Here is a 24,343-nt window from a genome sequence, read left to right as displayed (position 1 = left end):
GCCGCCCTCGCGCCCCCGGGACCCCGGCTGCCCTCGCACCCCCGCACACCCGACCGCCCCGGCCGCCCCGACCGCCCGACCGCCCCGGCCGCCCCACGCTCCCGCACCCCGCCGCCCCCGCACCCCCGCGACCCCGCCGACCCGACGCCCCCGCACCCCGCCCCGCGCACATCCGTTCCGTGTGACCCCTACCGCCGGTAACGCCAAAGGCTTACGCTCCTAACCGTGCCAGTAAACGCTGGCATGGTTAGGTACGTGCAGGGAGGCGGCATGGCGGACGGGACGCGCGAACACGTCAGGGTGGCGGTGATCGGAACCGGCTTCGCCGGTCTGGGCGCCGGAGTACGGCTGCGCCGCGAGGGCATCACCGACTTCGTCATCCTCGAACGGGCCGGCTCGGTGGGCGGCACCTGGCGGGACAACAGCTATCCGGGATGCGCGTGCGACGTGCCGTCCCACCTCTACTCCTTCTCCTTCGCGCCCAACGCGGCCTGGCCGCGGGCGTTCTCCGGCCAGCCGCACATCCGCGAATACCTCGACCGGGTCGCCGACACCTTCGGGCTGCGGCCGCACATCCGCTTCCACCACGAGGTGCGCGAGGCCCGCTGGGACGACGCGGCGCGGCACTGGCACGTGGCCACCGTCCAGGGCGCCGAACTGACCGCCGACGTGCTGATCACGGCGACCGGGCCGCTGTCCGACCCGCGGATACCGGACATACCCGGGCTGGAGACCTTCCCCGGCAAGGTCTTCCACTCGGCGCGCTGGGACCACGACTACGACCTGACCGGCAAGCGCGTCGCCATGGTCGGCACCGGCGCCTCCGCCATCCAGATCGTGCCCGCCGTCCAGCCGCAGGTCGCCCGGCTGACCGTCGTGCAGCGCACCCCGCCGTGGGTGATGCCCCGCATGGACCGCGGCATCAACGCGCTGGAGCGCAAGCTGCACGCGGCCGTCCCGGCCACCCAGAAGCTGCGCCGCAAACTGCTGTGGCTGGTCCGTGAGTTCCAGGTCGGCGCCTTCACCAAGCGGCCGCAGCTGATGAAGGTCACCGAGCAACTGGCCAGGGCCCACCTGCGCCGCGCCGTCAAGGACCCCGCGCTGCGGGCCAGGCTCACCCCCGACTACACCATCGGCTGCAAGCGCATCCTGCTGTCCAACGCGTACTACCCGGCGCTGGCGAAGCCCAACACCGAGGTGGTCAGCAGCGCGCTGACCCAGGTGCGCGGCTCCACGATCGTGGCCGCCGACGGCACCGAGCGCGAGGTCGACGCCATCATCTTCGGCACCGGCTTCCACGTCACCGACATGCCGATCGGCGACCGGGTGCGCGGCGCCGACGGCCGCACGCTGGGCGAGCACTGGAAGGACGGCATGGCCGCGCTGCGCGGCTGCGCGGTCGACGGCTTCCCCAACCTGCTGATGATCATCGGCCCCAACACCGGCCTGGGCAACAGCTCGATGGTGTTGATGATCGAGTCCGCGCTCAACTACGTCGCCGACTTCATGAAGACCCTGGACCGCACCGGCGCCGCCGCCCTCAGCGCCCGCCCCGAGGCGGTCCGCGCCTGGAACGAGCGGCTCCAGGAACGGATGGCGCGCACGGTGTGGAACACCGGTGGCTGCCAGAGCTGGTACCTCGACCCCAACGGCCGCAACACCACGCTGTGGCCCGGCACCACCGCCGAGTACCGCCGCGCCACCGAACGCCTCAAGCTCCAGGAGTACGACATCGTGCCCGCCGCCGTCCCCGCCGCCCAGGAGGTGACGGCCCGATGAGCGCGCCGGACCGCTACGCCCCGCCCACCCCGCGCCGTACCGCCTTCGTCCACTCCGCCGACGGGACGCGGATCGCCTACGAGGAGCACGGGCCGCAGGACGCGCCGACCATCGTGCTCAGCCACGGCTGGACCTGCTCGACCGTCTTCTGGGCCGCGGTGATCCGCGAACTCGCCCCGGACTGGCGGGTGGTGGCCTACGACCAGCGTGGCCACGGCCGCAGCGGAACCCCGCGCGGCCGCTCCGGCTACAGCACCGACGCACTCGCCGACGACCTGGAGGCCGTGCTGTGCGCGGCGCTGCCGGACGGCGCCCCGGCGCTGCTGGCCGGGCACTCGATGGGCGGCATGACCTTGATGGCGGCGGCCGACCGGCCGGCGGTGCGGGCCCGGACGGCCGCGGTGCTGCTGGCCAGCACCGGCAGCGGCCGGCTGGTGGACGCCACGCTGGTGCTGCCGGCCCGGGTGCGCTCCCCCAGGATCCGCCGCGCCTTCCACCGCGCGCTGCTGCACTCGTCCGCGCCGCTCGGACCGCAGGGGCCGCTGCTGCGGGCGGCGCTGAAGTACGGGGTGATGGCGCCGGGTTCGACCCCGGCGCAGGTCGCCGCCGTCACCCGGATCGTCGCCGCCTGCGGACGGCGGCAGCGGGCCGGCTGGGGCCGGGTGCTGGCCGGGCTCAACCTGGACGCCGGCGTCACCGCGCTGCGGGCGCCCACCGCCGTCCTGGTCGGCACCGCCGACAAGCTCACCCCGCGCACCCACGCCCACGGCATGGCGGCCCGGCTGCCGCACGGCCTCGGCGTCACCGAACTCCCGGGCCTGGGCCACATGACCCCGATCGAGGACCCGGACGCCGTGGTCCGGGTGCTGCGCGACCTGGCCCGGCAGTACCTGAAACCCCGTCACGAGATCGCGAAAGAAGGCGAATCCGCATGAGCAGGCGCATCGCCGGCCAGATCGTGGTGATCACCGGTGCAGCCCGCGGCGTCGGCGCGCTGCTGGCCCGGGTGCTGACCCGGCGCGGTGCCAAGGTCGTCCTCGTCGGCCTGGAACCGGCCGAACTGGCCAAGGTGGCGGCCGAGTTGGGCACCAAGTTCTGGGAGGCCAACGTCACCGACCGGGAGACGATGGCCCGGGTGGCCGCCGAGATCCGGGCGGAGTACGGCCGGATCGACACCGTCGTGGCCAACGCGGGCATCGCCACCGGCGGACCGTTCCTCGACTCCGACCCCGGCGCGTTCGACCGGGTCATCGAGGTCAACCTGCTGGGCAGCGTCGCCACCGCCCGCGCCTTCCTGCCGTTCCTGCTCGAATCGCGCGGCTACTACCTCCAGATCGCCTCGCTCGCCGCGCTGACCCCGGCGCCGATGATGGCCGCGTACTGCGCCAGCAAGGCCGGCGTCGAGGGCTTCGCGCACAGCCTGCGGGCCGAAGTCGGGTACCAGGGCGTGCGGGTGGGCGTCGGCTACCTCAGCTGGACCGACACCGACATGGTGCGCGGCGCCGACCAGGACGACGTACTGCGGGAGTTGCGCTCCCGGCTGCCCTGGCCGACCAACCGCACCTACCCGCTGGGCCCGGCCGTCCAGCGCCTCGCCGACGGCCTGGAGCGCCGCTCCTCGCACGTCTACGCCCAGTGGTGGCTGCGCGGCATGCAGGCGGTCCGCGGCTACCTGCCGTCGCTCGTCGGCACCGTCGGACAGCGCGAGATGCGGCGCGCCGAACCGAAGCTGCGCGACTCGGCGGGCCGGCGGCGCGGCCTGGTCGGCGCGGGCGGCGCGGCCGACGAGACGGACCGCGGCGGTGCGGTGGACGGGACGAATCGCGGCGGCGCGGTCGACGGCGCCGGCCGGATCGGCGGCGTCGAGCAGAAGTGACCTGGCGTCGGCCGAAGTGGCGGGCCGCAGAACGTAGTTGACGGTCCGTCAGTAGCGGTGATGATGTCCGCCGTGCGCCAGCCATGACGCACGGCGGACAGTGGTCGGCGCACGGCGCAGTGGTCTCCGCACGGCGCAGTGGTCGGCGCACGGCGGAACCCGGCCCCGGCGCGTTCACCCGGCGCGCGGCGGCAGGTTCGGGCGGGTGCGGTCCGGGCGGCCGCGGGTGTCGGGCGGGACGGAGGCGGGGCGGCGTTCCAGCAGTTCCCGCGCGGTCTCCACCGCCACCGACAGCTGCCGGGTGCGGTGCTCCGGTCGGCCGGGGGCGGCGCGCGGCACCTCGATGTCCGGTTCCACGCCGTGGTTCTCCACGTCCCAGCCGTACGCGTCGAACCACGCGGCGTTCATCGGCACCGTGATCACCGTGCCGTCGCCCAGCCGGTGCCGGCCGCTGGTGCCGACCACCCCGCCCCAGGTGCGGGTGCCGACCACCGGGCCGAGCCCCAGCAGTTTGAACGCGGCGGTGATCATGTCGCCGTCCGACGCGGTCGCCTCGTCGGCCAGCGCCACCACCGGACCGCGCGGCGCGCCGGTGGTGTAGGTGACCGGCCGCGCGTCCCGGGAGACGTCCCAGCCCAGCACGGTGCGGCTCAGCCGCTCGATGACCAGCTCGCTGATGTTGCCGCCGGCGTTGCCCCGCACGTCCACGATCAGCGCCGGGCGCGCCACCTCCAGCCGCAGGTCGCGGTTGAACTGCGCCCAGCCGGAGCCGCCCATGTCGGGGATGTGCAGGTAGCCGCACCGGCCGCCGCTCAACTCGTGCACCACGCGCCGCCGTTCGGCCACCCACGCCTGGTAGCGCAGCGGCCGTTCGTCGATCAGCGGGGAGACCGCCACCCGGCGCGGGTGCCCGTTGCCGCCCCGGGCGTGCGGCGGCGGGCGGAACGTCAGCTCCACCGTCGTGCCGCCCGCCCCCGCCAGCAGCGGCGCCGGCCCGGCCACCGGATCGACCGGCCGGCCGTCGACGTGGGAGAGCGCGTCCCCCTCCCGGATGCCGGTGCCGGCCAGCGGGGAGCGCGCCCGCGGGTCGGACGACTCGCCCGGCAGGATGCGCGAGACCGTCCACGTACCGTCCGCGCCCGGCGTGAAGTCGGCGCCCAGCAGCCCGATCGGCCGCTGGTAGTGCGCCGGTCCCTCGTTGCGGCGCGCCGGCGTGCAGTACGCGTGGGAGGTGCCCAGTTCACCGAGCACCTCCCGCAGCAAGTCTGCGAACTCCTCGGGGGAGGCGACCCGTTCGACCAGCGGGCGGTACTGCGCCAGCACCGCGTCCCAGTCGATCCCGCACATGTCCGGCGCCCAGAACAGGTCGCGCACCACCCGCCCGGCCTCCTCGAACGCCTGCCGCCACTCCGCGGCCGGATCGACCTCGTGCAGGATGCGCCGCATGTCGAGGATCACCGCCGAGTCCTCGTCGCCGCGCTCGTTGGCGGGCAGCACCGCCAGCTCCCCCTCGTCGTGCACCACCAGCCGGCTGCCGTCGCCGGAGACCTCGAACCAGTCCAGGTGCCGCAGCAGTTCGGACCGCCGTGCCGTGGCCGGGTCGAAGAACTCCAGCGTGGGCCGCGCCGACGGGTCCGCCGGGTTGGCGAACGTCTCACCCAGCGCGCCGGAGATCGGCCACCGCAGCCACGCCACCCCACCGCGCACCGCCGTGAGCGAGGAGTACTTCGACGCCGGTACGGGGAACGCCGTCACCCGGTCCGCCAGGCCCTCCGCCTCCACCACCACCGGACCGCCGGGCCCGCCCGCCGCCGCGTCCAGCCCGCCGCCGGCCGGCCGGCCCTCCACCGGCAGCGCGAACGGCGACGGCGTCGCGGAGTTCAGCGGCACCAGGTGCGGACGGCAGCCCAGCGGGAACGACAGGTCACCGGTGTGCACGTCGTAGACCGGGTCGAACCCGCGCCACGACAGGAACGCCAGATACCGGCCGTCGCGGGTGAAGACCGGCTGCTCGTCCTCGAACCGGCCCGCCGTCACGTCGATGACCGACCGGTCCGACAGCCGGGCGATCCGGATCTTGCGCAACGACCGCCCGGCCCCCGGCTGCGACCACGCCAGCCACCCGGAGTCCGGCGAGAACGCCAGGTCACGCACCGGACCGTTGTCCGACCGCGCCAGCCGCGCCACCTCGCCCGCCGGCAGCCCGGCCCGCGCCGAACCGTCGTCGTCCCCGGCGTCCGCGCCCTCACCGGTGCCCACCAGCAGCAGCCGCCCGTCGTGCGAGGCCACCGCCAGCACCCCGCCGTCCGGCGCCGACGCCAGCTCCAGCACCCGCCCCAACCGCCCGCCCGCCAGCCGCCGCCCACTGGGAGCCACCGGCGGGAAGCCGCCGGCCGCTGCCGCAGGGCCGTCCGCCACCGCGGGACCACTCGCCCGCCCGCCGTTCCCGTCCGGACCGCTGTTCCCGATCCCGCCCTCGTCCCGGCCGGCGGCGTCCCCATCCCCGTCCGCGTCCAGGCCGGCGTCCCCATCCGCGTCCGCGTCCAGGCCGGCGTCCTCGTCCGCGTCGAGGTCCCCGTCCAGGTCCGCGTCGAGCGCCGACCGGGCGGTCGCCCGGCCCGGCAGCCCGGTGATCTCCACCGCGTCCTCGCCGTCGGCGTCCGTGACGAACGCGATCCGGCCGGTGTCGCCCAGCATCTCCGGCAGCCGTACCCGGGCGCCCGGCTGGTCGGCCAGCGTGCGCGCCGGGCCGTCGCGGTGCGTCAGCCAGTACAGGCTGCCGCGCACGCAGACCGCGCTGGCCCGGCCGGTGGCGTCGCAGGCCAGACCGGTGACGTTCGCCGCGGCCGGCACCTGGAAGACCCGGCGCCCGGTGCGCGGTCCGCCCAGCCGCACGTCCAGCCGCCGCGGCACCGCCGCCGGGTCCGCCAGGTCCTCCGCCAGCCACAGCTCACCGGCGCACTGGTAGACCACCCGCCGCCCGTCGGTCGAGGCGGCCCGCGCGTAGAACCCGGCGTGATCGGTGTGCCGGCGCAGCTCGGTGCCGTCCGGCCGGCACGAGTACAGGTTGCCGACGCCCTCGTGGTCGGACAGGAACGCCACCCGCCCGGCCACCAGCATCGGAGCCGCCAGGTGGCCGGCCGCCCGCGGCAGCAGCCGCTCGCCGTCCAGCCACAGCCGCCCGGTCGCCCCGCCGCGGTACCGCTTCCAGGCGGCCGGCTCGTGCGGCGGTGTGCCCGACAGCAGCAGCGTGTGCCGCTCGGCGCCCGCCCCGGCCACCGCCAGGTCCGACACCCGCCCGTACGGCAGCCGCTCACCGGGCGAACCGTCGGTCGCCAGCCCGTACGCCCACGCGTAGTGCGTGAACGGCTGCCCGTGCGAGGAGACCGCCAGCACCCGGCCCTGCGGCGACCAGCCGCACACCCGCGCGTCCGGGCCGCCCCAGTACGTCAGCCGCCGCGCCGCGCCGCCGCCGGCCGGCACCACGTGCACCTCCGGGTCCAGGCTGCGCCAGCTGGTGAACGCGATGACCGCGCCGTCCGGCGAGAACCGCGGCGCCCCCAGCCGGGTACGGTCCGCCGTCAGCCGCCACGCCCGCCCCGCCTCCTGCCCGGACGCGGGCAGCGGCGCCAGCCACAGGTCGTCCTCGCAGACGAAGCAGACCAGCTCGCCGTGCAGGTGCGGAAACCGGAGGTACGCGCCGTCAGTCACGCTTTCCATGGTTCTGTCCGCACCCCCGCCGGGCAACCCGAACGGGTGAAGGCGCTCGCCGCCCGGCACCACCCCCGGCGCCCGCCCCGCCCCCGGCCGCAGCGCCCGGCCGGGCGGTGTGCACCATTGAGGGGGTCCAGGCGGCAGTGGGAGCGGACAGTGGTGGACGTCCAGGGGACGGTGGCGGACGGCTTCGAGCCGGTCCGCGAGGCGTTCGAACGTAATTTCGACGAGCGGGGCGAGGTGGGTGCGGCGGTCGCCGTCCACCACGAGGGCCGCCTCGTCGTCGACCTGTGGGCCGGCGAGGCCGAGGCCGACCGGCCGGGCAGGCCCTGGCAGCGGGAGACCGCGCAGGTCATCAGGTCGGCCGGCAAGGGCCCGGCGGCCGGCGTGCTCCTGCTGCTGCACCAGCGCGGCCAGCTCGACCTCGACGCGCCGGTCAGCACCTACTGGCCGCAGTTCAGGACGGCCGGCAAGGACGGCGCCCTGGTCCGGCACCTGCTCACCCACCGCGCCGGCGTGCCCGCCCTGGACCGGCCGCTGACCGTTCCCGAGGCGCTGGACGGCACCAGCGGCCCGGCGGCCGTCGCCGCGCAGCGCCCGCAGTGGACCCCGGGCGAGGACCACGGCTACCACGCGCAGACCTTCAGCTGGCTGCTGTCCGAACTCGTGCTGCGCGCCACCGGCCGCACCCTGGGCCGCTGGTTCGCCCAGGAGGTGGCCGGCCCCCTCGGGCTCGACCTGTGGTTCGGCCTGCCCGAGGCCCAGCTGCACCGCACCGGCCGGATCGCGCCGGTCCCGGCCCCGCCGCCGCCCCCCTCGCAGGGCCTGCGCGCCCGCCCCAAGAAGTCGGTCGCCGACGCCTACCGCGATCCGGAGTCGCTGACCAGCCGCGCGTTCGGCGCCATCGAGGCCGCCGCCGACGAGAACGACCCCGGCTACCTGGCCGCCGTCCTGCCCGCCTCCAACGCGGTCGCCACCGCCCGGTCCCTGTCGCGCTACTACGCCGCGCTGACCGGCCCGGTCGACGGCCGCCCGCCGCTGTTCGCCCGCGCCACCCTCACCGCCGCCCGCAGCGTGGAGTCCGAGGGGCCGGACCGCGTGCTGGTGGTCAACACCCGCTTCGGACACGGCTACATGCTGCACGGCCCGTCCTGCCCGCTGCTGGGCCCCGGCTCCTTCGGCCACCCCGGCCGCGGCGGCTGCCTCGGCTTCGCCGACCCGGAGGCCGCCGTCGGCTTCGGCTACGTCACCAACGGCCTCCAGCGGTCCGTCACCGCCGACCCCCGCGCCCAGACCCTGGTCCGGGCGCTGCGCGGCTGTCTAACCTGACGGCATGCGACGTTTCGACGGTTTCCGCGTCATGATCACCGGCGGCGGGCGGGGCATCGGCGCCGCCACCGCGCGCCGGCTGGCCGCCGAGGGCGCCTCGGTCCTGGTCACCGACCTCGACCCGGACCGCGCCGCCCGCACCGCCGAGTCCGTCGGCGGCGCCGCCCACCGCTGCGACGTCGCCGACAACACCTCCGTCCAGGCGGCCGTCGCCTTCGCGGTGGCGACGTTCGGCGGGCTGGAGGCGCTGGTCAACAACGCCTACGACTGCCACCCCGACCCCGCGCGCTTCGAGGACCACGACGAGGCCGACTGGGCCCGCGACCTCGACGTCTGCCTCACCGGCGCCTACCGCTGCTGCCGCGCCGCGATGCCGTACCTGGCGGCGGCCGGCGGGCGCGGCGCGATCGTCAACGTCGGCTCGGTCAACGCCGAACGCCACTTCGGCGGCCACACCTACAGCGCCGCCAAGGCCGGTCTGGCCGGCCTCACCCGCACCCTCGCGGTGGAGTCCGCGCCGCGCGGCGTCCGCGTCAACCTGGTCGAACCCGGCACGATCCGCACCCCCGCCTGGGACGACCGCCCCGCGGTGCTCGAACGCGCCGCCGCGCACTACCCGTTGGGCCGGGTCGGCGAACCGGAGGACGTCGCCGACGCGATCGCCTTCCTCGCCTCACCGGACGCCCGCTGGATCACCGGCGTCACCCTCCCGGTCGACGGCGGCCTGCTGGTCAGCAACCTTGGGATGAACAGGGCGTTCGACGGGGGGAGTTGACGGGGCGTCAGTTACGGTGGAACGTGCGGCGGCTGTGAGGCGTCAGCCACGGTGGGGCGGTGACTGTTGTGAGTGCGTCAGCCACGGTGAGGCGGTGAGCGTCGCGAGGCGTTGTCCGCCGGAGCGAGTCAACTGCGGTGCGGGTCAGCCACGGTGGAGCGGCGACCGTTGGAGTGCGTCAGCCACGGTGAGGCGGTGAGCGTCGCGAGGCGTCAGCCGCCGGAGCGCGTCGACCGTCGGAGCGCGTCACCCCCTGGCGCCCGTCGACCCTCGGCGCGTGTCAGCCGCTGTGCAGCATCAGGCCGATGCCGGCGACCATCACCAGCGCGCCGATCAGGCGTGAGCGGCCGAACCTCTCGTTGAAGAACACCGTTCCGAAGACCGCGCCGACGATGATGGACGACTCGCGCAGGGCCGATATCGGCGCCAGGTCGCCCTTGGTCTGCGCCCACAGCACCAGCCCGTAGGCCGCCAGCGACAGCAGGCCGCCGGCCAGGCCGCGTACCCACACCGGCCGCAGCCAGCCGAGGAACGCGCCGCGTTCGCGGTGCAGCGCGTACAGCGGGATCTGCCAGCCCTGGAGCAGCAGCAGCCAGCCGCAGTAGCCCAGCGCGGTGCCCGAGTCGCGCACGCCGACGCCGTCGACCACCGTGTACGAGGCGATGGCCAGCCCGGTGCAGACCGCGGCCGCCAGCGCGGGCCACTTCGGCCGTTCCCCGCCGCCGCGCAGCCCCCACAGCGCCACGCCCGCCAGCCCGCAACTGGCCAGCACCACACCGGCGGTCTGCCAGGCGTTCGGCACCTCGCCGACGAACACCGCCGCCAGCAGCGTGACCACCAGCGGCGCGGTCCCGCGCGCGATCGGGTACATCTGGCTGAAGTCGCCGAGCTTGAACGACTTCATCAGCAGCGTCTGGTACGTCACGTGGATCACCACCGACCCCAGCAGGAACGGCCAGGCGTCGGCGTGCGGCAGCGGTGCGAGCAGCACCAGCGCCAGCCCGCCGATCCCGCCGCCGAGCCCCACCAGGGTGAACGCCTGCAACTTGTCGTCGATCGCGTGCGCCAGCGCGTTCCAGCTGGCGTGCGTGATCGCCGCGATCAGCACCGCGACGGCTATCGGCCATGTCATACGACAGCCCCCCGTCCGGAGGGGACGAGGGGCTGTGCGGAAACGTCCTGCTGCCTCTGCATGACATCGACGCTAACGGCACGCGCCCCGCCGCGGCCACGGACTTTCACCGTGGTCCCGGTCACGGGACGCGCGCGGCGGGGTGGGGTGGGCCGGTGGCCGGGGCGTGGTGGCCGGCGCGGCAGCCGGTGTGGTGGCCGGCGCGCCGATCCGCGCGCTGGCCCGCCGGTCAGCTGGCGGCGAGGATCGCGGTGACGATCTTGCCGGCGTACTTGTAGCCGTCGCCGGTGTTGGGCACGACCGCGGCGGCCGCGACGTCACCGCGGTAGGCGATGAACCAGCTGTTCGGCTTGGTCTGCCCGTCGACCTCGGCGGTGCCGGTCTTGGCGCCCACGTCGCCGCTCAGGGTGCCGATGGTCGGTTCGGCGGTGCCGCTGCGCGCGGTCAGCCGCATCATCGACTGGATCTCGGAGTCCACCGTCGGGCTCAGCTGCCGCGGTGCCACCGCTATGGTGCGGTGGTCCAGCGACGGCGAGACGATGATCGGCTGGTGGAAGACGCCGGACTTCGCGGTGGCCGCCACCGACGCCATGTTCAGCGGGTTGAGCTGCACCTCGCCCTGGCCGATGTACGTCGACGCCTTCAGCGAGCCGGTGCCGGCCGGCACCTTGCCGTCCCAGCTGGAGACCCCGGTGTTCCAGGTCAGGCCCAGCCCGAAGACGTCCTTGGCCTCCGCCTCGACCGCGCCGTCCGGCAGCACGTTGGCCGTCGAGATGAACGCGGTGTTGCACGAGGCCGCGAAGTCGGTCGCCACAGTGGTGGCGTTGGCGAAGTTCTCCCCCTCCACGTTGTGGAAGGTCCGGCCGCCGTAGGTGATCGTCGACGGGCACGGCAGCGGCGAGTTCGGGGTGTACTTGCCGGTCGACAGCAGCGTCGAGGCGGTGATGACCTTGAACGTGGAGCCGGAGGCGTACTGCCCCAGCATCGCCTTGTTGTAGCCGGCGGCCGGGTTGTCGGCCACCGCCAGGATGTCGCCGGTGCTCGGCTGGACCGACACCACCGAGGCGTCCGGGCCCTGCGTGGTCACCGCGCGCTCGGCCTCCGCCTGGAGCGTCGCGTCGATCGTGGTCGACAACGGCTTGCCCGGCGTGCCGGACGCCAGCGCGTGCAGCACCGTGCCGGCCTTGCCGTCCGAGCCCTTGACCTCGATCGCCATGCTCGGCGTGCCCTGCGTCTTGGTGCCGTACCGGGTGCGCAGCTGGTCGAGGATGCCCGACAGCGACGGGTACTTCGCCCCGGTCAGCACCGCGCCCCGGCGGTCGACGATCTCGGTGGGCGGCGGCGCGGTCACGCCCGCCTCCAGCGTCTGGCCCTGCTTGAGCGCCGGGTAGACCACCGACGGCGCCCACGCCACCACCGGCTCGCCCGTCGTGCTGTCGCGCGTGACGGTCAGCGCGGAGGCGTACTTCCACGCGGTGTGCTGCCCGTTGTACGTGAACGACGCGTTGACGGAGAACGGCACCTTGTCCGGTGACGCGGCGGTCGCGGTGCCGGTACCGGTGCTCGCCCCGGCCGACGGCGCCGAACTCGCCCCGGTCGACGGCGCGGTGGCCTTGGCGGTCACCGCCGTCGCCTTGAACGCGGTGCGGAACGCGGTCAGTTGACTGCTCGCCTGCGCCGTGTCGTCGGTCATCCCGGCCGCCTTCGCCGTGTCCCCCGACGACCAGGCCGCCAGGAACGCGTTCGCCGTCGACCGTACCTGCGCCGCGGTCAGCGGACCGGTCGGCACCTTCCCGGACGCGGAGTTGACCGACGTACCGTCCGAGGTCTCGTGCGTGTACAGCTGATACCCGCCGAACCCGACTCCCGCAACCACCACGACACACACCCCGGTGATGGCGGCGCGCTTGGCCCCTCGCTGCATTTTCGCGGTTCCTCCCCGGCTCCCGACGACACACGTCCACGCCGCCGCGGCATTGCGGGCACAGCGTGACGCGGAGGGCACTCTATGGCACACGAATGTGTGTCAGGTCAAGAACACATCACCGGACAGGATGGACGCCGAACCGGTACAGAATCGGGACACTCCACCGCCCGTTCCCGACCGGATCGGGAGCTTTCCCGGGAGGGGGCGGCTGGGCGCCGGGCGGGGGTGCCTCCGGCGGGGGTGGCGGATGACGGCGGAGGTGGATGGCGACGGTCGCCGCCGCGCCGGGCCGGACCGGTCGGGCGGGGTGTCCCGCGTCGGCCGGCCGGCGGAAATCGGTGGCAGCGGAGGGCGGCCGGGCGGCAGGCTTTCTTCATGGAGGCACACATCTGGCCGCTGTACGGACTGCGGGTCACCACTCCCCGACTTCAACTGCGGCTTCCCACGCTGGAGTTGCTGGAGGAGCTGTCCACCGTCGCGGCGGGCGGGCTGCACGACGAGGACTACATGCCGTTCAGCGCGCCGTGGAGCGCGACGTCGCCGGCCGGGCGGGCGCGGACGACGTTCCAGCACGTGCTGGGGACGGTGGCCCAATGGCAGCCGGACGCCTGGACGTTGAGCCTGGCCGTGCTGTGCGACGGTGCGGTGGTCGGGCGGCAGGACATCATGGCGCGGGCCTTCGGCGTCACCGGGGAGGCGGAGACCGGTTCGTGGCTGGGGCTGCCGTACCAGGGCAGGGGCATCGGCACCGAGATGCGGGCCGCCGTGCTCCACCTGGCGTTCGCCGTGCTCGGCGCCACCTGCATGACGTCGGTCGCGATGACCGACAACGCCGGCTCGCTGGGCGTCTCGCGCAAGCTCGGCTACCGGCCGGACGGCCTGTGCGTCGCCGCGGTCGACGGTGTACCGCGCACCCAGCGGCGCCTGCGGCTGGAACGTGCCGACTGGCAGACGAACCGCACGATCCCGGTGGAGGTCACCGGGTTCGAGCCGTGCCGCGACCTGTTCGGTCCGACCGCCGCCCGGAACGCCCCGGCCCCCTGACCCGGTGTACGGATGATTGACCGACGATGCCGTGGGGGCCGGGCGCGGTCCGTCGGGCCCGTCAGCCGGCCGTGCCGAAATCGGGGGCCTGGCCGCCGTAGGGGCGGGTGATGATCTCCATGCCGTGGCCGGAGGGGTCCTTGAAGTAGACGCCGCGACCGCCGAACAGGTGGTTGATCTCGCCGGGCTGCCGGCCGTGCGGATCGGCCCAGTAGTCGACTCCGGCGTCCTGGATGCGCTGGAACGACGCGTCGAACTCCTCGTCGGACACGAGGAACGCGTAGTGCTGGAGGGTGATCGAAGCGGCGGGGACGGTCGCGAAGTCCAGCGTGACCCCGTTGCCGGTCGTCATCGGGATGAACGGTCCCCACGCGGCGCCGGCCGCCAGGCCCAGGATGCGGGAGAGGAATTCCGCGGATTCGCGCTTGTCCAGTGACTGGACGATGGTGTGGTTCAGTTCGACTGACACGGTGGAATGCCTCCGGTGGGCACCTCACGGGCACCTCCATGCCTCACCCGGCCGGTGACCGGCACGCGATGCCGTACGGCCGATGCTACCCGGACGGCCGAACGACGGTGGGTGATCCGGCCGGTGGGCGCCGGAGGATATTCCGGTGCCGTTGTCCGACCCGGGTGGCAGGATCGGGCCATGGACGCTGTGGGGGACGTGCGGGACCGGGAGGCACTGTCCGCGCTGGTCAGCGCGGGTGCGCGGGTGAAGTGGCTGATGTTCTGGGGTCATCAGCCGCAGGCAGACGGCTCGGTGGGGGCCGGCTGCCTGAGCCAGTGGTACCCGTCGCCGTTCACCGTGGCCGGGGTGACGTACCCGACCGCGGAACACTGGATGATGACCGCCAAGGCCCGCCTGTTCGGCGACGACGCGACAGCCGATCGCATACCGGGCGCCGCCACCCCGGCCGAGGCGAAGAACCTGGGCCGGCTGGTGCGCGGCTTCGACGAGGCGACCTGGACAGCGTCCCGCTTCGGCCTGGTCGTCGAGGGAAACGTGGCCAAGTTCGGCCGGTCCGCGCCGCTGCGGGACTTCCTGCTCGGCACCGGTTCGCGGGTCCTGGTCGAGGCCAGCCCGCGGGACCGCCTGTGGGGCATCGGTATGTCCGCTTCGCACGCCGACGCGACCGACCCGTCCCGCTGGCGCGGGCTCAACCTGCTGGGGTTCGCGCTGATGGAGGCCCGTGCCCGGCTGGCGGCCGCCGGGTCCGCCGATGCGGGAACTCCCGTGCTCAGGCCGTAGATTGACGCCATGGTGGAGGGGACGAAGAGCACACAGGCACCGCTGCTGACCGCACCGGAGCCCACCACACCGCACATACCGCTGCCGCCGGAAGTCATACCGGGCCTCGCCCCGGTGACGTCCGGCGCACCGGGCCCCGCACCGGCCGCCGGGCCGCCGACCGCCGACGGTGAGGCCGCCGCCGCGGACACCGCCGGCGGCGGACCCGGCTCGGGAACCGGCTCCGGGACCGGCGCGGGCGGCGGGCGTGGCGGGGTCGGGCGGGCGTCGCTGGTGATGGCGTTCGGAACGGTGGCGTCCCGGGCGACCGGGCTGGTCCGGCAGGTCCTCCAGGCCGCCGCACTGGGCACCGGACTGCTGGCGAGCACCTACAACACCGCCAACGTGGTGCCCACCAGCCTGTACTTCCTGCTGATCGGCGGCGCGCTCAACTCCGTCCTGGTCCCGCAACTGGTGCGGGCGCGCGCGCAGGACGCGGACGGCGGCAAGGCGTTCGAACAGCGGCTGGTCACCCTGGTGCTCGCCGTCCTCGGCGTCGGCACGGTACTGGCGGTCTGGGCGGCCCCGGAGATCATCTCCGTCTACCAGAGCGACACCCCCGCCAACCACGCCGCGTTCGAACTCACCGTGCTCTTCGCCCGCTTCCTGCTGCCGCAGATCTTCCTGTACGGCATGTTCAGCATCCTGGGCCAGGTCCTCAACGCCCGCGGCAGGTTCGCGGCCATGATGTGGACGCCGATCCTCAACAACGTCGTCCTCATCACCATGTTCGGCGCCTACCTGTGGCTGATGACGGTCCCGCACCGGGTGCAGGACATCAGCCCGGACCAGATCCGGCTGCTCGGCATCGGCACGACGGCCGCCCTCGCCGCGCAGACCTTCGCCCTGATACCGGCCGCGCGGGCGGCCGGCTTCCGCTTCCGGCCGCGGTTCGACTGGCGGGGCACCGGACTCGGCAAGAGCGTCAGCGCCGCCCGCTGGACCCTGCTGTTCGTCCTGACCAACCTCGTCGCCGCCACCATCGTCACCCACTTCGCCAACGCCGCCGACCAGGCGCTGCCCAAGGCCGGCGTCGGCTACACCGCCTACTCCTACGCCCAGCAGATCTGGATGCTGCCGCAGTCGGTGGTCACCGTCTCCCTGGTGACCGCGCTGCTGCCCCGCATGAGCCGCGCCGTCGCCGAACGCCGGCTGTCCGACCTGCGCGGCGACCTGTCCGGCGCGCTGCGCACCAGCGGGGTCGTCATCGTGCCGGCCGCGTTCTTCTTCCTGGCCTTCGGCCCGCTCCTCGCCCGCCTGCTGTTCGCACACGGCGCCGCCGGAGCCGCCGCCACCGTCCCGCTGGGCCACATGCTCCAGGCCTTCGGCCTCGGCCTGGTCCCGTTCTCCGCGCAATACCTGCTGCTGCGCGGCTTCTACGCCTTCGAGGACACCCGCACCCCGTTCCTGATGTCGGTGTGGATGGGCGTCGTCAACGTGGCCCTCGCGGTCCTGTGCCACCTCGAACTGCCGGCCCGCTGGGCGGTGACCGGCATGGCCGCCGCCTACACCGTCTCCTACGGCATCGGCTTCTGGCGCACGGCCACCCTGCTGCGGCGCAGGCTCGGCGGCCGCATCGACGGCCGCCGGCTCCTGGGCACCTACCTGCGCCTGACGCTCGCCGCCGCGGTGGCCGGCGGCGCCGGCCTGCTGACCGCCCGCCTCGTCCCCCTCGACTTCACCGGTTCCGTCATCGCCGCCCTCGCCGCCGGCGCGGTCGTCATGGCCGTGCTCTACCTCGCCCTCGCCCGCGTTCTCCGCATCGCCGAACTGAAGACGCTGCCAGGCCTGAGGTAACCGCTGCGCGGGGCTTTTGGGGGGCCGGGCTTTTGGGGGGCCGGGCTTTTGGGGGTGCGGCTGCGCCGGGCTTTTTGGGGGGGGCGGGGCTTCGAGGGGTGCGGCTGCGCCGGGCTGTTGCGGTGCCGGGCTTTTGGGGGCGAGGCTTTCGGGAGGTGCGGGGCTTCGGGGCGGGAGTTGCTGCCTTCGGAGGGCGGGGGCTACGGGGTCGGGGGTTGCTGTCTTCGGAGGGCGCGGGGCTTCGGGGGGCGCCGCCTTCGGGGCCGACGCCGACGGAACCGTGGTCGGCGGCATCCGGACGGCACGGTCCTCCGGCGCATCGCCGACGGCACCCGGGTACGGCGGACGGCACCGTCCTCGGCGGTGTCGCGGGACGGGCCCGTCTTCAGCGGGCTCGCTGACGGCACCCTCGTCGGCGGCATCCGGACGGCACCGTCTTCAGGCGCGTCGCCGACGGCACCGTCTCAGGTCGCACCCCCGTGGCACCGCCTTCAGACGCACGGTGACAGCACCGGCCCCGATCGCACCGTCTTCCGGCGCACCCCCTGACCGCACCGCCCCCGGCGCGACACCGCCGGCCCCAACCGTCCTGGTCAGCCGCCGAACCCGGAGCGGGCGGCGTCAGACCAGGCGGCGGGCGGTGGCCCAGCGGGTGAGTTCGTGGCGGTTGGACAGCTGGAGCTTGCGCAGGACCGCGGAGACGTGGGACTCGACGGTCTTGACGGAGATGAACAGCTGCTTGGCGATCTCCTTGTACGCGTACCCCCGGGCGATCAGCCGCAGGACCTCGCGCTCGCGCTGGGTGAGGCGGTCGAGGTCCTCGTCCACCGGCGGCGCGTCAGTGGAGGCGAACGCGTCGAGGACGAAGCCGGCCAGCCGGGGCGAGAAGACCGCGTCGCCCTCGGAGACCCGGAATATGGAGTTGACCAGGTCGGGACCGGTGATGTTCTTGGTGACGTAGCCGCGCGCCCCACCGCGGATGACCCCGATGACGTCATCGGCCGCGTCGGAGACCGACAGCGCCAGGAACCGCACCGGGGACTCCGGGGCCGTGGTCAACGCGGCGCACCGGCGCAGGACTTCGACACCTCCGCCGCCGGGCAGGTGGACGTCGAGCAGCACGACGTCGGGCCGGGTGGCCTGCACGACGGTGACCGCCTGGTCGACGTCGGCCGCCTCGCCGACCACGTCGACGCCGGTCCGCGCCGTCTCGCCGATCTCGGCCTGCACACCGGTGCGGAACATCCGGTGGTCGTCCACCAGGACCACCCGGACCCGCCGCGCCCCGGTGTCCGCCGTGTTGACGTCGCTCATGCCGAAGACCTCTCCATCTCCAGTTCCACCTCGGTGCCGCCGCCGGGCGCCGGGTGGATGCGTGCCGTGCCGCCGTTGCGTTCCATGCGGCCGATGATGGACTCCCGTACGCCCATCCGGTCCTCCGGTACGGCCGCCGGATCGAACCCGGGACCGTGGTCGCGTATGGATACGAAGACCCGGTCCTCCTCGACCTCGGCGTAGGCCTGGACGGCCTCGTCCCCACCGTACTTGGCGGCGTTGACCATCGCCTCGCGCGCGGCCTGGTGCATCGCGGCCAGGGCAGGGGTCAGCGGGCAGTCGCCGACGCAGACCACCTCGACGGGAACACCGTGCCGGTCCTCGACCTCGGCGGCCGCCGCCCGGATCGCGTCGGCCATCGTCTTCGGCTCGTCCTCCTCCTTGCCGGTGCCCTCGGGGCGGTAGAGCCAGGCGCGCAGTTCGCGTTCCTGGGCGCGGGCGAGCCGGGCCACCTCGCGGGGGTCGTCGGCGTTGCGCTGGATCAGGGTCAGGGTGTGCAGGACGGAGTCGTGGACGTGGGCCGCGACCTCGGCGCGCTCCTGGGCGCGGATGCGCAGGGTGCGTTCCTCCGACAGGTCCTGAGTTATGCGGATCACATAGGGGCCGACCAGCAGGGCGATGCCGACCAGCAGGGCCAGCGACGCCTGCATGATCGCGCCGAGGTGCTCGGCCGAGCCCTGCAGGACCAGGAATCCGGTGACGCCGGCGACGACCAGGATGACGCCGGCCGCACCCCGGGCCAGCGGCCAGAAGCGTTTGCCGCGGCTCATCTCCACCCAGCGGGCGCGCCGGGCGTTGTCGGCCTGCCGCCAGACCAGCGCTACGCCGGCCGCGATGAGCAGCATGGGCCAGATGTAGGCGTTGGCGGCGCCAAGATGGAGGTTGTTGACGAGGATGGCGAGTCCGCCGAGCATCGCGGCCAGCGCGATGAGCTGGCCGCGTTCCGGTTTGCGGCCGGCCAGCCAGGCACGGGCGCCCATCGGTTCGCGGCCCTCGTCCACGCCGCCGAGACCCAGCGGGACCACGAACCAGAAGAGCGCGTAGAGCACGACGCTGAGACCGCCGAAGGTGGTCAGCGCGACGAAGACCACACGCACCCAGGAGACCGGCAGGCCGAGATGGCCAGCGAGCCCGCGGGCCACACCGCCGATGATCCGGCCCTCCGAGCTCCGGTAGAGCCGGGGCGGGTCCTCCTCCTCCGCGCTCCGGCCCGCGCCGGGGCGCCCGGGGCGGGACCGCGCACCGGTGTCCGCTCCCGGCGCGGTCGCGTCGCGGGGCGGTCCCGGTGGGCCCGTGAAGGGCGCTGACGTGGCTGACATGGTTCCGATCGTCACATGCCCGGCCACCGAGCCGCATCAGGGTTGGTCCCCGATTCGTCCCGGAGACGCCCACGGCGTGGCGACCCCGGGACGCACCCGGGTGCTGTTCGAACCGGTCTCAGGGACCAACCAGGGTCATCACCGATTCCGGTTGGGGCCGCCGCTGGGCCACCATGAAGGACATGACCGACGACAAGCCCGGCCCGGCGGCCGGGGCCGATGACGCGGCGGGCGGAGCGCAGGACGCTCCGGCCGCCGGTCCGACCGTGCCCGGCCCCTCCGGGCCACCCGAGTCACCCGACACGCCCGACACGCCCGCGCGGAAGCTGCTGACGCGCAGCCGGCGCAGCAAGATCATCGGCGGGGTGTGCGGAGGGCTGGGCCGCTACTTCGGTATCGACCCGGTGATCTTCCGGGTGGTGCTGGCGGTGCTGGCGCTGACCGGCGGGGTGGGGCTGATCAGCTACGGCATCGGCTGGCTGCTGATCCCGCTGGACGGCGAGGACGAGACCGAGCTGCGCCGTCTGATGTCCGGCCGGATAGAGGGCACCTCGATGACCGCGGTGCTGTGCGCGCTGGTCGGCTCGGGGCTCTTCCTGTCCACGATGGACAACGGGGAGACCCAGGCGTTCGCACTGTGCCTGGTCGGCGCCATGGTGGCCGCCGTCTACTGGTCGCAGCGCCGGCGGGCGTGGCTGGCGTCGGTGGCGGCGGACTACGCGCACGCGATGCGGAACCGGTCCGGCGCGGCCGGTGCCGGTCCGGCGCGTGAGGCGCCGCCGGCCGCGCAGCCGCCGCCGAAGGACGGGCCGTCATGGTGGCGGACGGCGGCGGGGCCGACGATGCCGGGGCCGAACGGACCGGTGTCGTTCACCAAGACGGCGCCCGGGGTCTTCATCACCCGGCCGGCCGGCGGCGGGATCGGCGGCGGCACCGGCGGCCAGTACGTGTGGGGGCCCGAGGAACCGGGCCCGGAGACGGAGGACGCGAAGGCGGCGGGGCGTTCGGCGGCGTCGAAGCGGGCGGACCGCCGGGAGCGGGAGGGCGGCCTGTACAGCGCGGTGGTCTTCCTGCTCTCCCTGCTGGCCGGCACCGGCGGCGCGGCGGTGAGCTGGCACCGGCAGCCGCTGGGCACGTCGCTGGAGGTGGGCTTCGTCGCGATGCTGGCGGTGCTCGGCCTGGGGATGGTCGGCGGCTCCTTCGCCGGGCGCCGCGGGCACGGGATGATCGGCTGGGCGGTGCTGGCGTCGTTCCTGGTGGCGGTCTCGGCGACGATGCCGAAGTCGGTGGGCACCGACTGGCACCGGGCGACGTGGCATCCGGCGAGCGCGGCGGCGGTCCGGCCGTCGTACGCGCTGGGCGCGGGCCAGGGCGTCCTGGACCTCACCGGGGTCTCGCCGCACGGCGGCACGGTCACGACCTCGGTGGACATGGGCGCCGGCCAGATACAGGTGCGCGTTCCACGGGACGTGACCGTGCGGCTGTCGGCCAAGGTCGGGCTGGGCGACGTACGGCTGCCCGACGAGCGGCACCACGATGTGAACGTCTCACCGGACAAGACCCGGGAGGGCACGTATCCGCCGGCGGTCGGCACGAAGTCCGCCGGGACGATCAAGCTCACGCTCAAACTCGGAGCGGGACAGGTGGAGGTGCTGCGTGACCCGGCGTCGTAGATTCGAGCTCTCGGGGCTGTTCGCCGGCCTCATATTCCTGGCGGTGGCCGCCGCCTTCGCCTGTGACGTGGCCGGCGTCTGGCATCCCAAGCCGCTGGCGACCGTGCCGTTCGTCTGCCTGGGTCTGGCGGTCGTCTCGGTCCTCCGCGCCGCGTCGAACCGGTCGCGGCGCCGGGCGGACAGCGCGGACCAGGCCGACAGCGCCGGCCGGGGGTAACTCCTGGGGCGGTGCGGGGTTGCCTGCGGCGGGGGTGTCCGCAGCGCGGGAGGTCGCCTGTTGCGGGGCGGGAGGTCGCCTGCGGGGCGGGGCGGGGCGGTGACGTGAGCGGGCGGGGGCGGTCGGTCGGGCGGTCGGGCGGTCGCGGTCACCGGGGTGTCCCGTCTGGCGGCCCTGCGGCCTCAGCGGGCGACCACCATGCCGGCCTCAGCGGGCAGTCACCGCATCGGCCTCGGCGCGCGGTCACCACGCCGGTCCCGGTGGGACGCCTTCCGGCACCCCGCCAGACGCTCGGCGCCCCGACAGACGCTCGGCGCCCCGGCATCCCGCCTGACAACCGAGCCCCCGGCACCGGGCACCGGGCACCGGGCACCCGCTCCTGTCGGACGCCGCTGAGCCCCGGCACCCCGGCATGCCTGCACTTCGCTGCCCCGGCTGGCGCCCCGATGCACCCCGGCACGCTGGCCGACACCCCGACGCCGCGCCGCACTCCGGCCGGCACCCCGTCGCACGCCGGCCGGCGCTCCGACGCCCCCGACACTCCGGCGCCCCCGACCCCCCGGTGCCGCCTGAAGACCTCCGCCCCCAAATCCCGCCTCCGTCAGACCTCCTCCGTCACACCTCCCCCGTACCGCCGTGGCCGGGGCCGCGGCGGCGGGCGGTGAGCCAGGCGTCGAGGGAGAGGTAGGGGGCGCCGGCGAGGACGAGGGGGAGCCAGGCCATGAGGTAGGCGAGGTCGTTGCCGTAGTAGTACGGGGTGCTGGACCAGCTCACGGTGAGCCAGAGGCTGAGGGAGATGAGCGCGCCGCCGAGGGCGGCGACGCGGGAGAGGAGGCCGAAGAACGTGCCGAGGCCGGCCGCGAGTTCGCCGAGGGCGATGGCGTAGCCGAAGCCGGAGGGGCTTTTGAGGGCGAGGTCGACCATGCCGGGGATGGCGGCGGAGTCCCGGACGGAGTGCAGCATGGTGACGAGCGTGCCGTTGGAGGCGAAGAAGGTGGGGTCGGTCAGTTTGTCGAGCCCCGCGTAGATGAAGGTCACGCCGAGGAAGATCCGCAGGGGCAGCAGCGCGTAGCGCACCGCGTTGTCCCGCAGACCGTCCAGCCGCCGTGTGCCGTCCGGTGTACCGATTGCCGCCATGACGTCCGCCTTTCCGACCCCGTACGTCCGTACGCCGGTCAACTGTTCCGATGACCTGTACGCAGGGCCGGCCCGTGGCGCTCAACGCACGGCCGGGTTCACCGGCGAAACCGTCGGCCCGACCGCCCCGGCACACCTCCCGCCGACGGGCCGCACCGGCCGCGCCGCCGTCGAGCGCCTCCTCCGCCAGCCACTCCCCCGTCCCCCGGCACGCACCCCTCCCGAAAGCACCGATCAGTCGAAGAGGTCCGGCTGGTCGCGGGTTATCTGCTGGTGGAGGGGTTGGTAGTTGATCCAGGCGACCAGGTCGTTGCCGAGTTGGCCGTGGGTGTGGAGGGCGTTGTCGTGGGTGATGGGGACGGGGGTGCCGGCGGCCTTGGCGGTGAGTTGGACCTGGCAGGAGCGTTCCATGGTGATGAACCACCAGGCGGCGGCGTCGACGGAGTCGCCGACGGTGAGCAGGCCGTGGTTGCGCAGGATGACCGCCTTGTGGGGGCCCAGGGCGCCGGCGATGCGGCGGCCCTCCTCCTCGTCGAGGACGACGCCGGTGTAGTCGTCGAAGAGGGCGTGGTCCTGGTAGAAGGCGCAGACGTCCTGGGTGATGGGTTCGAGCAGTTCGCCGAGGCTGGAGAGCGCGCGGCCGTAGGTGGAGTGGCTGTGGGCGGCGGCGACGACGTCCGGGCGGGCCAGGTGCACCTGGGAGTGGATGGCGAAGGCGGCCTGGTTGACGTGGTAGCGGCCTTCGACGACCTGGCCGGCGTGGTTGACGAGGATCAGGTCGCTGACGGTGATGTGCTTGAAGGACATCCCGAACGGGTTGACCCAGAAGTGGTCGGTGAACTCGGGGTCGCGGGCGGTGATGTGGCCCGCGACCCCTTCCTCGAAGCCGAGGCGGCCGAAGAGGCGCAGGGCGGCGGCGAGGCGTTCCTTGCGGTGGCGGCGTTCGGCGGCGACGTCGTCGAAGGTGGGCGGCAGCGCGAAGTGCAGCTGGTCGAGCGGGACGGGCTGCGGCGGCACGGCCCCCTCCCGTCCGGCGGGAGCGGACCCCGCGGGCGCGGACCCCGCCGGAGCGGATTCCGTGGGGACGAAGTCGGCCGGGGATCCGGCCGCGGACTCGGTGGCGGGCACGATGTCGGTCATGACACCCGAAGCTACCGCCGGGTAGGTCTAGTTGCCCAGGGGTGTGCCGGAGGCGCCGAGGGTCACCGACTGTCCGGTGACGAGCAGGACCAGGCCGTCGTGCGCGGTGCGCAGTCCGCCGAAGGCCAGGCCGGCGGGCAGGTCGATCGGCCAGTCGGCCGGCGGCTTGCCGGAGGCGGGCACGCTGACGCGCAGCTCGTTGCCGTCGGCGGTGATGCTGCCGTCGCCGGACAGCGCCCGGCCGTCGTAGCGGCCGGCCAGCCGCACCGCGACGGTGTGCGCCGCCGGGCCCGGGTCGCCGTCGGTCAGCGAGTGCGGGGTGACGGTGACCTGGCTCGCGCCGAGTATCCGGCCGACCGCCTGGGACAGGTCGGCCCAGCCGATGGTGACCGTGCCGGTGACGCTGCCGGAGCGGGCGCTGTCGAAGGTCGGGGCGACCTGGACGTCGTGCAGTTCGAGCTGGACCTTGGCCACCGTCAGGTAGCCGCCCGGGCTCTGGGCGGTGTCGCTGGAGGTGAGGTTGCCGGCGGTGAGCGTGACGTGGTCGAAGGAACGGCCCAGCGCCTGGGTCAGGAACGGGAATCCGTGGATGTCCACGGTGGTGTACGAGGTGGTGTTGTTGTCGAAGTCGTACTTATCGTCGGCCTTCTTGGCGACGAAGTTGTCGGCCAGGTGCACCGCGATCCGGTCGGCGGCCACGAAGAGCGCCGCCAGGACCACGACGGTGACGGTGAGTACCTTGACCCAGCGTCGTCCCATGTTGTTCTCCCCCACACGTTGACGGGGGCGAGGTCCGGCACGCCGGTTTCCCTTCCCCCCTCGCCCCGCGAACCGCCTGATCCTGCCAGGTCCATGACC

The 24,343-nt window shown here is 74.1% G+C and carries 19 protein-coding genes; 10 read left to right on the top strand and 9 right to left on the bottom strand.

Annotated elements, in window-relative coordinates; translation table 11 throughout:
* Nucleotides 1-270 precede the first annotated feature (270 nt).
* Genes POF43_RS26115 through POF43_RS26105 form a run of 3 tightly spaced genes read left to right on the top strand, consistent with a single transcriptional unit; the run spans nt 271 to nt 3,655 of the window.
* Nucleotides 271-1,779 (top strand): flavin-containing monooxygenase, encoded by a 1,509-nt coding sequence (locus POF43_RS26115; RefSeq protein ID WP_271317044.1) that lies wholly within the window; start codon nt 271-273, stop codon nt 1,777-1,779.
* Nucleotides 1,776-2,714: an alpha/beta fold hydrolase gene (locus tag POF43_RS26110; protein ID WP_271324892.1), complete on the top strand. Its 939-nt coding sequence runs from the start codon at nt 1,776-1,778 to the stop codon at nt 2,712-2,714. The genes POF43_RS26115 and POF43_RS26110 overlap by 4 nt, the downstream gene beginning before the upstream one ends.
* Complete coding sequence (locus tag POF43_RS26105; protein ID WP_271317042.1) at nt 2,711-3,655, top strand: SDR family oxidoreductase; 945 nt, start codon at nt 2,711-2,713, stop codon at nt 3,653-3,655. Before POF43_RS26110 ends, POF43_RS26105 begins: the two co-directional genes overlap by 4 nt.
* 174 nt (nt 3,656-3,829) lie before the next feature.
* Here POF43_RS26105 and POF43_RS26100 read toward each other — a convergent pair whose 3' ends face one another.
* Complete coding sequence (locus POF43_RS26100; RefSeq protein ID WP_282704783.1) at nt 3,830-7,375, bottom strand: S41 family peptidase; 3,546 nt, start codon at nt 7,373-7,375, stop codon at nt 3,830-3,832.
* 150 nt (nt 7,376-7,525) lie between these two features.
* On the opposite strand from POF43_RS26100, the gene POF43_RS26095 reads away from it, so the two are divergent.
* Together POF43_RS26095 and POF43_RS26090 are read left to right on the top strand one after the other, a co-directional pair.
* Nucleotides 7,526-8,698: a serine hydrolase domain-containing protein gene (locus POF43_RS26095; protein ID WP_282704782.1), complete on the top strand. Its 1,173-nt coding sequence runs from the start codon at nt 7,526-7,528 to the stop codon at nt 8,696-8,698.
* A gap of 4 nt (nt 8,699-8,702) precedes the next feature.
* Nucleotides 8,703-9,473, top strand: a complete 771-nt coding sequence (locus tag POF43_RS26090; RefSeq protein ID WP_271325174.1) for an SDR family NAD(P)-dependent oxidoreductase — start codon at nt 8,703-8,705, stop codon at nt 9,471-9,473.
* A 280-nt stretch (nt 9,474-9,753) separates the two neighbouring features.
* On the opposite strand, the gene POF43_RS26085 is transcribed toward POF43_RS26090, so the two are convergent.
* Both POF43_RS26085 and POF43_RS26080 read right to left on the bottom strand, forming a co-directional pair.
* A complete protein-coding gene (locus POF43_RS26085) occupies nt 9,754-10,605 on the bottom strand; it encodes an EamA family transporter (protein WP_271325175.1) in 852 nt (283 codons plus the stop codon).
* A 229-nt stretch (nt 10,606-10,834) separates the two neighbouring features.
* Nucleotides 10,835-12,529 (bottom strand): penicillin-binding transpeptidase domain-containing protein, encoded by a 1,695-nt coding sequence (locus tag POF43_RS26080; RefSeq protein WP_271325176.1) that lies wholly within the window; start codon nt 12,527-12,529, stop codon nt 10,835-10,837.
* Between the two features lie 378 nt (nt 12,530-12,907).
* Here POF43_RS26080 and POF43_RS26075 point away from each other — a divergent pair, with 378 nt between their 5' ends.
* Nucleotides 12,908-13,576, top strand: a complete 669-nt coding sequence (locus tag POF43_RS26075) for a GNAT family N-acetyltransferase (RefSeq protein WP_271325311.1) — start codon at nt 12,908-12,910, stop codon at nt 13,574-13,576.
* A gap of 61 nt (nt 13,577-13,637) precedes the next feature.
* Here POF43_RS26075 and POF43_RS26070 read toward each other — a convergent pair whose 3' ends face one another.
* Entirely contained in the window at nt 13,638-14,045 is a 408-nt protein-coding gene (locus tag POF43_RS26070; protein WP_271317799.1) for a VOC family protein, read from the bottom strand.
* Between the two features lie 180 nt (nt 14,046-14,225).
* Between POF43_RS26070 and ybiA the strand changes: the two genes are divergently transcribed.
* Together ybiA and murJ are read left to right on the top strand one after the other, a co-directional pair.
* A complete protein-coding gene (gene ybiA / locus POF43_RS26065; protein ID WP_271317800.1) occupies nt 14,226-14,828 on the top strand; it encodes a riboflavin biosynthesis intermediates N-glycosidase in 603 nt (200 codons plus the stop codon).
* A 9-nt stretch (nt 14,829-14,837) separates the two neighbouring features.
* The gene (gene murJ, locus POF43_RS26060) at nt 14,838-16,664 is read left to right on the top strand and encodes a murein biosynthesis integral membrane protein MurJ (RefSeq protein WP_271325312.1); all 1,827 of its coding nucleotides are present in this window, start codon (nt 14,838-14,840) and stop codon (nt 16,662-16,664) included.
* A 621-nt stretch (nt 16,665-17,285) separates the two neighbouring features.
* On the opposite strand, the gene POF43_RS26055 is transcribed toward murJ, so the two are convergent.
* Both POF43_RS26055 and POF43_RS26050 read right to left on the bottom strand, forming a co-directional pair.
* Entirely contained in the window at nt 17,286-17,978 is a 693-nt protein-coding gene (locus POF43_RS26055) for a LuxR C-terminal-related transcriptional regulator (protein WP_271325239.1), read from the bottom strand.
* Nucleotides 17,975-19,318, bottom strand: a complete 1,344-nt coding sequence (locus tag POF43_RS26050) for an ATP-binding protein (RefSeq protein ID WP_271325238.1) — start codon at nt 19,316-19,318, stop codon at nt 17,975-17,977. The genes POF43_RS26055 and POF43_RS26050 overlap by 4 nt, the downstream gene beginning before the upstream one ends.
* A gap of 182 nt (nt 19,319-19,500) precedes the next feature.
* Here POF43_RS26050 and POF43_RS26045 point away from each other — a divergent pair, with 182 nt between their 5' ends.
* Nucleotides 19,501-20,991, top strand: coding sequence for a PspC domain-containing protein (locus POF43_RS26045; protein ID WP_271325237.1), 1,491 nt, complete (start codon nt 19,501-19,503; stop codon nt 20,989-20,991).
* Nucleotides 20,975-21,208, top strand: coding sequence for a hypothetical protein (locus POF43_RS26040; protein ID WP_271325236.1), 234 nt, complete (start codon nt 20,975-20,977; stop codon nt 21,206-21,208). Before POF43_RS26045 ends, POF43_RS26040 begins: the two co-directional genes overlap by 17 nt.
* 615 nt (nt 21,209-21,823) lie before the next feature.
* On the opposite strand, the gene POF43_RS26035 is transcribed toward POF43_RS26040, so the two are convergent.
* The 3 genes from POF43_RS26035 to POF43_RS26025 all read right to left on the bottom strand — a co-directional run bounded on the left by POF43_RS26035 (nt 21,824) and on the right by POF43_RS26025 (nt 24,244).
* The gene (locus tag POF43_RS26035) at nt 21,824-22,345 is read right to left on the bottom strand and encodes a DoxX family protein (protein WP_271325634.1); all 522 of its coding nucleotides are present in this window, start codon (nt 22,343-22,345) and stop codon (nt 21,824-21,826) included.
* Between the two features lie 234 nt (nt 22,346-22,579).
* The gene (locus tag POF43_RS26030) at nt 22,580-23,362 is read right to left on the bottom strand and encodes a class II aldolase/adducin family protein (RefSeq protein WP_271318538.1); all 783 of its coding nucleotides are present in this window, start codon (nt 23,360-23,362) and stop codon (nt 22,580-22,582) included.
* Between the two features lie 150 nt (nt 23,363-23,512).
* Entirely contained in the window at nt 23,513-24,244 is a 732-nt protein-coding gene (locus tag POF43_RS26025) for an LmeA family phospholipid-binding protein (RefSeq protein WP_271325635.1), read from the bottom strand.
* Nucleotides 24,245-24,343 lie beyond the last annotated feature (99 nt).

Source organism: Streptantibioticus silvisoli (genome assembly GCF_027947535.2).
Taxonomy (GTDB): Bacteria; Actinomycetota; Actinomycetes; order Streptomycetales; family Streptomycetaceae; genus Streptantibioticus_C; species Streptantibioticus_C silvisoli.
The sequence above is the reverse complement of the archived record's forward strand: the minus strand, read 5'-3'. Positions and strand labels throughout refer to the sequence as shown.

Bases quoted from the DNA above. Each gene is read 5' to 3' on its own strand.
- POF43_RS26115 (WP_271317044.1), top strand. From the start codon at position 271: ATGGCGGACGGGACGCGCGAACACGTCAGGGTGGCGGTGATCGGAACC.
- POF43_RS26110 (WP_271324892.1), top strand. From the start codon at position 1,776: ATGAGCGCGCCGGACCGCTACGCCCCGCCCACCCCGCGCCGTACCGCC.
- POF43_RS26105 (WP_271317042.1), top strand. From the start codon at position 2,711: ATGAGCAGGCGCATCGCCGGCCAGATCGTGGTGATCACCGGTGCAGCC.
- POF43_RS26100 (WP_282704783.1), bottom strand. From the start codon at position 7,375: ATGGAAAGCGTGACTGACGGCGCGTACCTCCGGTTTCCGCACCTGCAC.
- POF43_RS26090 (WP_271325174.1), top strand. From the start codon at position 8,703: ATGCGACGTTTCGACGGTTTCCGCGTCATGATCACCGGCGGCGGGCGG.
- POF43_RS26085 (WP_271325175.1), bottom strand. From the start codon at position 10,605: ATGACATGGCCGATAGCCGTCGCGGTGCTGATCGCGGCGATCACGCAC.
- POF43_RS26080 (WP_271325176.1), bottom strand. From the start codon at position 12,529: ATGCAGCGAGGGGCCAAGCGCGCCGCCATCACCGGGGTGTGTGTCGTG.
- POF43_RS26075 (WP_271325311.1), top strand. From the start codon at position 12,908: ATGGAGGCACACATCTGGCCGCTGTACGGACTGCGGGTCACCACTCCC.
- ybiA (WP_271317800.1), top strand. From the start codon at position 14,226: ATGGACGCTGTGGGGGACGTGCGGGACCGGGAGGCACTGTCCGCGCTG.
- murJ (WP_271325312.1), top strand. From the start codon at position 14,838: ATGGTGGAGGGGACGAAGAGCACACAGGCACCGCTGCTGACCGCACCG.
- POF43_RS26055 (WP_271325239.1), bottom strand. From the start codon at position 17,978: ATGAGCGACGTCAACACGGCGGACACCGGGGCGCGGCGGGTCCGGGTG.
- POF43_RS26050 (WP_271325238.1), bottom strand. From the start codon at position 19,318: ATGTCAGCCACGTCAGCGCCCTTCACGGGCCCACCGGGACCGCCCCGC.
- POF43_RS26045 (WP_271325237.1), top strand. From the start codon at position 19,501: ATGACCGACGACAAGCCCGGCCCGGCGGCCGGGGCCGATGACGCGGCG.
- POF43_RS26035 (WP_271325634.1), bottom strand. From the start codon at position 22,345: ATGGCGGCAATCGGTACACCGGACGGCACACGGCGGCTGGACGGTCTG.
- POF43_RS26025 (WP_271325635.1), bottom strand. From the start codon at position 24,244: ATGGGACGACGCTGGGTCAAGGTACTCACCGTCACCGTCGTGGTCCTG.